This window comes from Wenjunlia vitaminophila DSM 41686 (genome assembly GCF_000380165.1).
Taxonomy (GTDB): Bacteria; Actinomycetota; Actinomycetes; order Streptomycetales; family Streptomycetaceae; genus Wenjunlia; species Wenjunlia vitaminophila.
The window spans coordinates 1-10,686 of the sequence record NZ_KB904721.1; the positions used below are offsets into that span (position 1 = coordinate 1).

The following is a 10,686-nucleotide window of genomic DNA, read 5'->3' on the forward strand; positions in this document are numbered from 1 at the left end:
CCCCGCCACAGGACCAAGCACGGCCCCTGCCGGGACCCGTTCCGCCTGCCGGAAACCCGTCCGGCGCTTACCGTTGAGCTGTGTACGCGCGCAGACGCCGGCGCTACTTCGTCCTGATGGGAGTGTGTGTGCTCCTGTTCGGGCTCGGAGGCGGCCTGGTCCGGCTCTGGTCGGTGCCGGCGGCCGTGGCCATGTGCGTCGTCGCCATGGTCATCCCCCCGGTCGCCGCGATCGTGGCCAACCGGCGCGAACCCGACGACCGCTGGTGGGACGAGCCCCGCCGGTAGTGACCGGACGGGTCAGTAGACCAGCGCCTGGACGCCGTCCGCCATCGCCTCGTGGACGAAGACCTGCGCTCCGGCGATCCGCACCCCGGGCAGGACGTCCTGTTCGGTGATCTCGCGCCGGGCGGCGCACTGGGTGCACAGCGTCACCTGTCCGCCCGCGAGGACCGAGTCCAGCAGGTCGGGCAGGGACGCCGCGTGCGGAAGGGCGAACTCCGCCGCCCGTCCGGGCAGCGCGAACCACGACGACTCCCCGGTCAGCCAGAGCGACACCTCGACGCCGCTGGCGACCGCGACCGCGGCCACGGTGAACGCCTGCGAGCAGCGCTCGGGGGCGTCCGACCCAGCGGTTACCTTGATCACCAGCTTCTTCGCCACGTCGTCACTGTAGCCGTGTGCCGGTGCCGTAGTGTCGGTCGCCTCCCGGGGGCCATCCGTGGCCCGACCGCGCGCCGACGGGCCGGGACAGCACCGACCCTCCGGACATCGCTGGGAGCCTCGCCGATGTGGGATCGCCGACGGATCGTGTCGCTCGTCGTCGCCGTGGTTGCGGCCGGGACCCTGGCCGGCTGCTCGGGCGACGGTGACGTGGAGCGGTCGACGGACCCGCCGGCCAGGTCCGGGGAGCCGGCGCGGACCGCCACCCCCGGGCCCGGCTCGGAGCCCTCGCGGAGCGCCGGTTCCCGGGACGACCTGCGCACGTTCCTGCTCCCGCTGCCCGAGGGCGCCCAGCCCTACGGGGACGTGGCGGGGGACACCGCGACCCTCGCCGAGGCGGCCATCGGTTTCGGCGACGGCGCCGAGGAGTCGCTGCGCGAGCACGGCTTCCAGCAGGCGGCCCTGCGCGCCTACCGCACCGGAGACGGCCACCAGGAGGTCAACGTCAAGCTGCTCAGGTTCGGCTCCCCCGCCGGGGCCCGTGGCTTCGCGGACGCGGTGGACTTCTCCGGGCCGGCCGTGCCGCTGCCCGGCCACCCCGAGGCGAGGGCCACCAGGCTGGACTCCGCCGCGGCCGAGAGCACCGACGCCATGGTGGCCGTGGCCACCGAGGGCGACGTGCAGTTCACCATCACCATCACCGGCACCGCTCAGCCGAGGGCGGAGGACATGGCGGCCCTGGTCGAACGCCAGCAGCAGCGTCTGCGGGCCGGCCGTTAGACTCTCTGTTGCGGCCTGTCCCGACCTACCGTCTGCCGCTTAGGAGCGCTCCGTGCTTGAGAATGTCTTCACCGGCCTGCTCGCGCTGGTGGCGGTGTGCATCGCCGCGTTCGCCGTCCTCGTCGTGGCCAAGCTGTACCAGGGCCAGCGCTGAGCCATGATCGAGATCCCGTCCGACCTGCATCCGCGGAACGTCCCGCTCGCCTTCCTGCTGGGCATCTGGGAGGGCGCCGGCGTCTGTGCGCCCGTCGCCGGTGAGAAGGGCAAGGACCTCGAGCAGTGCAACTTCGGCCAGGAAGTCACCTTCCGCCACGACGGCCGGCCCTTCCTGGAGTACGTCTCCCGCACCTGGGTCCTGGACGCGGAGGGCAAGAAGGTCCGCCCGCTGGAGAGCGAGAGCGGCTACTGGCGGATTGACGAGGAGCGCAGGCTCCAGGTGGTGATGTCCCGCGACGACGGGGTCATCGAGATCTGGTACGGCGAGCTCGCGCCGACGAAACCGCAGATCGACCTGGCCACCGACGCGGTGGTCCGGATTCCGGACGGCCCGGACTACACGGCGGGCAAACGGCTGTACGGCCTGGTCAACGGCGACCTCCTGTGGGTGTTCGAGAAGGCGGCCTCCTCGGTGCCGATGCGGCCCTACATGTCGGCCCAGCTCAAGAAGGTGCCGAACCCGGCCACCTGGGTCCAGGACCTGAAGGACCTCCCCGACGACGGGATCGCCTTCTTCCGCTGATCCCCTCGTCGTGCGCCCGGATCCGGCTCCCGGCCGGCCCCCGTCACCCTAGAATCGACGGCACGGGGCGACATGAGCGAACCGAGGGATGCGACCGTAGTGAGTACTGCGAACGGCACCGACTGGAAGGCCGATCTGCGCGAGCGCGGCTACCGGCTGACGCCGCAGCGGCAACTGGTGCTGGAAGCCGTGGACACGCTGGAACACGCCACCCCCGACAGCATCCTCACTGAGGTGCGCAAGACCGCGAGCAGCGTCAACATCTCCACGGTGTACCGCACCCTGGAGCTGTTGGAGGAGCTCGGCCTGGTCTCCCACGCCCACCTGGGTCACGGGGCCCCCACCTACCACCTGGCCGACCGCCACCACCACATGCACCTGGTGTGCCGGGACTGCGGCTCGGTCATCGAGGCGGACGTGTCGGTGGCGGGCCCGTTCGTGGACCTGCTCAAGGACCGTTTCGGCTTCGAGACGGACATGAGGCACTTCGCGCTCTTCGGCCGCTGTGTCCGCTGCCCCGAGACCGACCGGCGCACGCCTCCGGCTCCCGGGGCGTCCCACCCCCACTGACCGGCCGGTGGTCGTGGGGCCGTGGCCGACGGCCCCGGTACGGCCCGCGCGTAGGCTGGTCGGTATGAAGAGCCCTCTGCTGTCGCTGCCCGGTGCCGTCCCGGCTGAGGCCCCCGACGAGGGGGTCGCGGCGCACTACGGTGACCTGTTCCGCGAGCAGCGTTCGCTCGCCTCGGGCACCGGTTTCGTCGACCTCTCCCACCGCGGTGTGCTCACCGTCCGCGGTCCCGACCGACTGGCCTGGCTGCACCTGCTGCTCACCCAGCACGTCAGCGAGTTGGAGCCGGGCCGGGCCACCGAGGCGCTGGTGTTGTCCGCCCACGGCCACATCGAGCACGCGCTGTACCTGGTGGACGACGGCGAGACCACCTGGGCGCACGTGGAACCGGGCACCCTCGGGGCCCTGCTGGCGTACCTGGAGTCCATGAAGTTCCTCTACCGGGTCGAGGTGGCGGACGTCACCGGCGACTACGCGGTGGTGTTCCTGCCCGCGGGCAGCGTCGTGCCGACCCCCGAGTCGGTGGTGGCCCGGGAGACCCCGCAGGGCCGTGACCTCTTCCTGCCACGCGCCGACCTGGAGGCGTTCGCCGCAGCGAACGGTCCCGCCGCAGGGGTGGCGGCGCTCGAGGCGCTGCGGGTGGAGGGGCACCGTCCCCGGTTGGGCCGGGAGACGGACCACCGCACGATCCCGCACGAGGTGGGCTGGCTGGGCTCCGCGGTCCACCTGGACAAGGGCTGTTACCGGGGTCAGGAGACGGTCGCCCGGGTGCACAACCTGGGCAAGCCGCCGCGGCGCCTGGTCTTCCTGCACCTGGACGGCAGCGAGGTCACCCTCCCGGCGCACGGCGCCCCGGTCCGGCTGGCCGCCGACGGCCCCGAGGGCCGGCAGCTCGGCACGGTCACCACGGCCGTCCGGCACTGGGAGCTGGGTCCGGTCGCGCTGGCGGTGGTGAAGCGGAACACCCCGGTGGACGCCCCGTTGCTCGCGGGGTCCGTCGCCGCGGCCCAGGAGGTCGTCGTTCCGCAGTAAGGGCTGCTCGGGGCCGTCCTCCGGCCCGTGTCGTCCCGAGGCGGCCGTCCGTGTCCACGGGGCCGGGCGGCCGGACCCGACCGGCGGAGGACCGACGCCCGTGGAGACGGCTGCGGCACCTCACCGGCTGCCGGCGGCTCAGACCTCGAGCAGCACGGTGACCGGTCCCTCGTTGACCAGGGCGACCCTCATGGCGGCCCCGAACCGCCCGGTCTCCACCGTGGCGCCGAGCTTCCGCAGCCGGGCCACCACCTCATCGACCAGGGGTTCGGCCACCGGGCCCGGCGCTGCGGCGTTCCAGGTGGGTCGACGCCCCTTGCGAGCATCACCGTAGAGAGTGAACTGACTGATCACGAGCAGGGGTGCCCCCAGGTCCGCACACGACCGTTCGTCGGGCAGGACGCGCAACGTCCACAACTTGCGCGCCAGTTGCTCCGCGGTGGCCGGATTGTCCTCGTGGGTGACCCCGACCAGCACACACAGTCCCGGGCCAAGGATCTCACCCACCGTTTCGCCGTCCACGCTGACGCTTGCTTCGGAGACCACCTGGACCACAGCACGCATGGGCCCAATCCTGACAGGAAATCGGGCGGCGGATCGGGCCGGGGCCCGTTCGGGTGCGCGGGCGCTGCGCGGCCGACCGGCCAGGTGGCACCATGCAAGCCATGGCCCGTGCGCGTCGCTGCGTAAATGTCATGCGGCCACCCGAGAACGACACCCTCCCGCATCAGGAGCTGCGCATGATGGCGGACTCCCTCCACCCCTGGGCCCCCGGCCCACGGACCCCCCTCATGGACCATCCCGGCGGTGAGCCCGCCCCCGCCCCGGAGCCGGCGGGCCCCCCCACGCCGGTCGCACCTCCGGGGCCGGCCGCGGGGCGCGGGGGGCCGGCCGAACCCGAGCCGGCAGACCTGGGTCTGCTCGGCCTTGGGCACCTGCGCGCGCTGCGCCGCAGCGCCCAGCAGGAGGAGGCCGACCTGTCGTACCTGCGGCGGCTGCTCCAGGGGCGCATCGACATCCTCCGGGCCGAGATGGCGCGCCGGAGGGGCCCGGCGACCAGTCTCCTGGACCAGCTTCCGGAGATCCTCACCGACGCGCCCCCACGGGTCCGGGGTTCGGCGCGGCACGTCACCCTGCGCCCGCCGCTCGGTGAGGAGCACCGCAGGCTCGCCGAGCAGGTCATGGCGGAGGTCGAGCTCTCCGACCTGTCCGCGCGCACCGACCTGGAGCTGCGCCGGGCGATGGGCCGGCTGGTGCGTCACGAGGCGCAGGTGTCGTTGCGGCGGCAGCGGCTGCAACGCACCGCGGACGGCTGCGGCGCCGAGATCGCCCGCCGGTACCGTGAGGGGGAGGCACGCGTGGACGACCTGCTCCTGGACGGCTGATCCCGGCACCTCGGGGCGGCGCCGGGTGCGGCGCCGCCCCGCACGAGGGAAAGGCCGAGATGTTCCGATGAACGTGGTCCGAAGCGCCATGACGTCAACCGCAGCGCACCCGGTGCTCGCCGAGGTGGTCCGGTCGGGGTTCGTGGAGGGCGTGCACCGTGGCTCGCTGGTGGTGCTGGCAGCCGACGGCTCGGTGGAGTTCGCGTGCGGCGATCCCGACGCGGTGGTCTTCCCCCGTTCCAGCGTCAAGCCGCTCCAGGCGGCGGCGGTGCTGGGGTGCGGTGCCGAACTGGACGGGGAGCTGTTGGCGCTGGCCGCGGCGAGCCACTCTGGAGAAACGTTCCACCTGGCGGGGGTGCGAGCGATCCTGGCCACGGTGGGCCTCGACGAGGGCGCCCTGCGCACCCCGGCCGAGCTCCCCCTGGACCCGGTGGAGGCCGAGGCCCGGCTGCGTGCCGGAGGGGGCCCCGACCGGATCACCATGAACTGCTCGGGCAAACACGCGGCCATGCTCGCCGCCTGCGTGGCCGCCGGCTGGCCGACCGAGGGCTACCTGGACCCGGAGCACCCGGTGCAGCAGGCCGTGCTCGACGAGGCGCGCCGAGCCACCGGCGACCCCGTCGAGTACGGCGGCACGGACGGCTGCGGGGCCCCGTTGCTCAGGATGAGCCTCACCGGCCTCGCCCGCGCCTTCCGCTCCTGCGTGGTGGCCGCGCCCGAATCCCCGCGACGCCGGGTTGCCGATGCCATGCGGGCCCACCCGGCCCTGGTCGCCGGCACCCGGCGCATCGACACCTGGCTGATGGAGGGGGTGCCCGGCGCCCTGGCCAAGGTCGGCGCCGAGGCGGTCCAGGCGGTGGCGCTCACCGACGGGCGGGCCCTGGCGTTCAAGATCGACGATGGGGCGGCGCGGGCCGTCGGTCCGGTCCTGGCCGCGACGCTGCGCCGTCTCGGCCTGACGGAGCCGGTCCTGGACCGGATCGCGGACAGCCCGCTGTTCGGCGGTGGCGCCAGGGTCGGCGGTGTCCGCGCCACCCTCCCGGACACGGTGTCCTGAACGTCGCCGCGCCCCCGCGCCCGGCCCCCGGATAATTCGAGTGCACCGTTCCGGTGGGCGGCTTAGCCTGCCCGGATGACCGAACACCGCCCTGCCGTCGACATCCGCTGGTACACCGCTGACGACCACGCCGAGTGGTGCCGGGCACTGGACGTCGGGTTCCTGCGCCTCCCGTCGCGGGAGAACCACGAGGCCGTCCTGGAGTACCGCCGGCGCTGGGTGGACCCCGACCGCACCATGGGGGCCTTCGACGGGCCGCGGTGCGTGGCCACGTTCAACAGCCAGCCCCAGGTGCTGACGGTCCCCGGGGGAGCCACCCTCGTGGCCTCCGGGGTCACCAACGTCACCGTCACCTCGACTCACCGCCGGCGGGGCCTGCTCAGCCGGATGATGGCCCGCGAGCTGGACCGCTGCCGGGAGCGCGGGGAGCCGCTGGCCATCCTGGACGCCGCGGAGTACGGCATCTACGGCCGCTACGGCTACGGCCCCGCCACCTCGATGGTGAACTTCGAGGTGGACGTGCACCGTGCCGCCCTGGGCTCGTACGCCCCGCCGGCCAACGGGCGGCTCGACCTGGTGGACCCGGCGGAGTTCGGCAAGCACGCCCCCGAGGTGCACGAGCGATTCCGGCTGGCCCGGCACGGGGTGATCGCCCGGAAGGCCATCTGGTGGCAGTTGGTGACCGGGGAGCTGGTCCACCCGCTCAAGCAGTGGAAGGACGCCTTCCACGTGCTGTACCGCAACGACTCCGGCCAGGTGGACGGCTTCCTGACCTACCACGTGGAGGACGAGTGGGCGGATCACCGCCCCCAGGGGGTGCTGCACGTCCAGGACCTGATCGGCGCCACCCCGGAGGCCGAGGCCGAGCTGTGGCGGTACGCCGTGTCGGTGGACTGGGTGGCCAAGGTGGTCGCCGAGAACCGCCCCCCGGACGACATCCTGCCGCTGCTGCTCGGCGACGCCCGCTCGGCCCGGCGGACCGCCGCCGGGGACTTCCTGTGGCTGCGCCCGCTGGACGTGCCGCGGCTGTTGTCGGAGCGCACCTACGGGGTCGCGGACACCCTGGTGCTCGAGGTCCACGACCACATGGGGTACGCCCAGGGCCGTTTCCTGCTGGACGGCGGCCCGGACGGCGCCACCTGCGCGGCCACCACCCGGGAGCCCGACCTCGTCCTCGAGGTGGGCACGCTGGGCAACCTCTACCTCGGCGACGAGTCCACGGTCCGCCTGGCGGCCGTCGGCCGGATCGAGGCCAGCGACCGGGAAGCGCTCTCCAGGGCCGACGTGATGTTCCGCACCGGGCGCCGCCCGTGGTGCCCGGACAGCTTCTGAGGCCCCGCGGCGCCTGCCGGAGCACCCATCGGACATGCGCCCCATTTGCGCAATTTGCCAGGGAGGCGAGACTGGAAAGGCCGTACGCGTTACCGCACGACACAGGCAGCACCCTGGAGGTGCCATGTACAGCAAGGTCACCATCGGTGGTCATCCCGTGCACCCGATGCTCATCGGCTACCCGGTCGCCTGCTACACCGGAACCCTCGTCGGTTTCGCCGTGTACGCGGCCAACGGCAACCAGTTCTGGCTCAACCTCGCCATCGCCCTGAATGCCATCGGCGTCGGCACGGCCCTCCTGGCCGCCCTGCCCGGGCTCGCCGACCTGGCGCTCGGCGTTCCCCGCGGCTCGGAGGCGAAGGGGGTCGGCCTGGCGCACGCCGGCGTCAACGTCCTGGCGCTCGCGCTGTTCGCCATCAGCCTCGGCCTGTACGCCGGCCACTGGAACGGCCCCGCCAAGGGCACCACTCCGGGGTTGGCGCTGTCCTCGGCGGGCCTCGCCTGCACGATGGTCGCCGGGTTCCTCGGCTGGGCGCTGGTCCAGGACTACCACATCGGCATCCGGCTCACCACGACGCAGGAACGCGACGAGGACGCGGTGCAGCAGACCAGCCTCATCGGCCTGCACCAGAACCGGGCGGCCTGACCCGGACGGCCCCGAGACCCTGCTGGCCGACGGCCGTCCGGTCACGCAGGGCGTTCCCCGCCCACCCACCGTGGTCATCCCACCGGGCACACCGGTGGGCCCTTCCCCCGCGGGGCCTCCCCGGGGAGCGACAATCGTCGGGACGCGCCCGGGACCAGACCCGGGCGCCCGGCATCACGCACCCCGGGCTCGGGGAGAAGGCGGAACGACAACGTGACCATGGCTATCGATGCTGTCCACCGCAGGATCGCCGAGGAACTCGGCGTGCGCGAGGGGCAGGTGGCGGCGGCGGTCGAGCTGCTGGACGGCGGTGCCACCGTGCCGTTCGTGGCCCGCTACCGCAAGGAGGCCACCGGCGCCCTGGACGACGCCCAGTTGCGGACCCTCGAGGAACGGCTGCGCTACCTGCGGGAGCTCGAGGAGCGGCGGGCCGCGGTGCTGGAGTCGGTGCGCTCCCAGGGGAAGCTGGACGACGCGCTCCAGGCCCAGATCATGGCGGCCGACTCCAAGGCCCGGCTCGAGGACATCTACCTGCCCTTCAAGCCCAAGCGGCGCACCAAGGCGCAGATCGCCCGGGAGGCGGGCCTGGAGCCGCTGGCCGACCTGCTGCTCGGCGACCCCTCGCACCAGCCGGAGTCCGCCGCGGCGCCCTTCGTCGACGCCGACCGGGGGGTGGCCGACGCCGCCGCCGCGCTCGAGGGGGCTCGGGCGATCCTGGTGGAACGGTTCGGGGAGAACGCCGACCTCGTCGGCGAGCTGCGGGAGCGCATGTGGAGCCGGGGTCGGCTGGTCTCCCGGGTGCGGGACGGCCAGCAGGAGGCGGGGGCGAAGTTCGCCGACTACTTCGACTTCGCCCAGCCGCTGCGGGCCCTGCCCTCGCACCGGGTGCTGGCCGTGCTCCGTGGGGAGAAGGAGGAGGTGCTCGACCTCACCCTGGACCCCGAGCCCGAGGACCAGGCGCCGGAGGGGCCCTCGGGCTACGAGACCCGCATCGCCCGGGAGTTCTCCATCGCCGACCGGGGGCGCCCGGCCGACCGCTGGCTGCTCGACACGGTCCGCTGGGCCTGGCGCACCCGCGTCCTGGTCCGGCTCGGCATCGACCTGCGGCTGCGGCTGCGCCAGGCAGCGGAGGACGAGGCCGTACGGGTGTTCGCCGCCAACCTGCGTGACCTGTTGCTCGCCGCGCCGGCCGGCACCCGCCCCACCATGGGACTCGACCCCGCGTACCGCACGGGGGTGAAGGTCGCGGTGGTGGACGGCACCGGCAAGGTGGTGGCCACCGAGACGGTCTACCCGCACGTCCCCCAGCGGCGTTGGGACGAGGCGCTGGCCACCCTGGAGCGCCTGGCCCGGCAGCACCGGGTGGAGCTGGTCGCCATCGGCAACGGCACGGCCTCCCGGGAGACCGACAAACTGGCCGCGGACCTGATCCGCCGGCACCCGGAACTGAAGCTCACCAAGGCCGTGGTGTCCGAGGCGGGTGCCTCGGTCTACTCGGCGTCCGCCTACGCCTCCCAGGAGCTGCCGGAACTCGACGTGTCCCTGCGGGGTGCGGTGTCCATCGCCCGCAGGCTCCAGGACCCGCTGGCCGAGCTGGTCAAGATCGACCCCCGTTCGATCGGGGTGGGGCAGTACCAGCACGACCTGTCCGAGGTGAAGCTGTCACGTTCCCTGGACGCCGTGGTCGAGGACTGCGTGAACGGGGTGGGGGTGGACGTCAACACCGCGTCCGCCCCGCTGCTCACCCGGGTCTCCGGGATCGGCTCCGGGCTGGCGGAGAACATCGTCAGGCACCGGGACGCCAACGGCCCGTTCCGCAGCCGGAAGCAGCTCAAGGACGTGCCCAGGCTCGGCGCCAAGGCGTTCGAACAGTGCGCCGGCTTCCTCCGCGTGCCCGGCGGCGACGACCCGCTGGACAGCTCCAGCGTCCACCCGGAGGCGTACCCGGTGGTGCGCCGCATCCTGAAGGCGACCGGCGGAGGCATCCGGGAACTGATCGGCGACGAGCACAGGCTGCGGACCCTGCGTCCGCAGGACTTCGTGGACGACACGTTCGGCCTGCCGACGGTCACCGACATCCTTCGGGAGCTGGAGAAGCCCGGACGCGACCCACGGCCGGCGTTCGCCACCGCGACGTTCAAGGAGGGCGTGGACACCATCGGCGACCTCCAGCCCGGGATGCTCCTCGAGGGCGTGGTCACCAATGTCGCCGCGTTCGGCGCGTTCGTCGACGTCGGGGTCCACCAGGACGGTCTCGTGCACGTCTCGGCGATGTCCCGGTCGTTCGTCAAGGACCCGCGCGAGGTGGTGAAGCCCGGCGACATCGTCCGGGTGAAGGTGCTGGACGTGGACGTGCCGCGCAAGCGCATCTCACTGACGCTGCGCCTGGACGACGAGGTGGAACGCGCCGACGGCGCCGGCCCGCGGCAGCCCGGTGCCCGCCCCGGCCCCCGGGGCGACCGGGGCGACCGGGGCGACCGGGGCG

12 protein-coding genes are annotated in these 10,686 nt (G+C 73.2%); 10 read left to right on the forward strand and 2 right to left on the reverse strand.

Going from position 1 to position 10,686, the window contains the following annotated elements; translation table 11 throughout:
• Positions 1-80 precede the first annotated feature (80 nt).
• Positions 81-287, forward strand: a complete 207-nt coding sequence (locus tag A3IG_RS31255; protein ID WP_018386422.1) for a DUF3099 domain-containing protein — start codon at positions 81-83, stop codon at positions 285-287.
• Between the two features lie 12 nt (positions 288-299).
• On the opposite strand, the gene A3IG_RS0125495 is transcribed toward A3IG_RS31255, so the two are convergent.
• Entirely contained in the window at positions 300-662 is a 363-nt protein-coding gene (locus A3IG_RS0125495; protein ID WP_018386423.1) for a DsrE family protein, read from the reverse strand.
• 126 nt (positions 663-788) lie between these two features.
• On the opposite strand from A3IG_RS0125495, the gene A3IG_RS0125500 reads away from it, so the two are divergent.
• From A3IG_RS0125500 to ygfZ, 4 genes are all read left to right on the forward strand, one after another.
• A complete protein-coding gene (locus A3IG_RS0125500; RefSeq protein ID WP_018386424.1) occupies positions 789-1,442 on the forward strand; it encodes a hypothetical protein in 654 nt (217 codons plus the stop codon).
• Positions 1,443-1,599: 157 nt separating this feature from the next.
• Entirely contained in the window at positions 1,600-2,181 is a 582-nt protein-coding gene (locus tag A3IG_RS0125510; protein WP_018386426.1) for an FABP family protein, read from the forward strand.
• 72 nt (positions 2,182-2,253) lie between these two features.
• Entirely contained in the window at positions 2,254-2,751 is a 498-nt protein-coding gene (locus A3IG_RS31260; RefSeq protein ID WP_051087633.1) for a Fur family transcriptional regulator, read from the forward strand.
• 64 nt (positions 2,752-2,815) lie between these two features.
• Complete coding sequence (ygfZ, locus tag A3IG_RS0125520) at positions 2,816-3,781, forward strand: CAF17-like 4Fe-4S cluster assembly/insertion protein YgfZ (RefSeq protein ID WP_018386428.1); 966 nt, start codon at positions 2,816-2,818, stop codon at positions 3,779-3,781.
• A gap of 138 nt (positions 3,782-3,919) precedes the next feature.
• On the opposite strand, the gene dtd is transcribed toward ygfZ, so the two are convergent.
• Complete coding sequence (gene dtd / locus A3IG_RS0125525) at positions 3,920-4,345, reverse strand: D-aminoacyl-tRNA deacylase (RefSeq protein ID WP_018386429.1); 426 nt, start codon at positions 4,343-4,345, stop codon at positions 3,920-3,922.
• A gap of 227 nt (positions 4,346-4,572) precedes the next feature.
• Between dtd and A3IG_RS31265 the strand changes: the two genes are divergently transcribed.
• The 5 genes from A3IG_RS31265 to A3IG_RS0125550 all read left to right on the forward strand — a co-directional run.
• Positions 4,573-5,166, forward strand: a complete 594-nt coding sequence (locus tag A3IG_RS31265) for an RsiG family protein (protein ID WP_236719048.1) — start codon at positions 4,573-4,575, stop codon at positions 5,164-5,166.
• Positions 5,167-5,233: 67 nt separating this feature from the next.
• The gene (locus A3IG_RS0125535; protein WP_018386431.1) at positions 5,234-6,223 is read left to right on the forward strand and encodes an asparaginase; all 990 of its coding nucleotides are present in this window, start codon (positions 5,234-5,236) and stop codon (positions 6,221-6,223) included.
• Positions 6,224-6,298: 75 nt separating this feature from the next.
• The gene (locus A3IG_RS0125540) at positions 6,299-7,555 is read left to right on the forward strand and encodes a GNAT family N-acetyltransferase (RefSeq protein ID WP_018386432.1); all 1,257 of its coding nucleotides are present in this window, start codon (positions 6,299-6,301) and stop codon (positions 7,553-7,555) included.
• Between the two features lie 124 nt (positions 7,556-7,679).
• On the forward strand, positions 7,680-8,201 hold the full coding sequence (locus tag A3IG_RS32140) for a DUF2231 domain-containing protein (RefSeq protein ID WP_018386433.1): 522 nt from the start codon (positions 7,680-7,682) through the stop codon (positions 8,199-8,201).
• Between the two features lie 219 nt (positions 8,202-8,420).
• Positions 8,421-10,686, forward strand: a 2,266-nt coding sequence (locus A3IG_RS0125550; protein ID WP_051087634.1) for a Tex family protein, incomplete at its 3' end; no start/stop codon positions are given.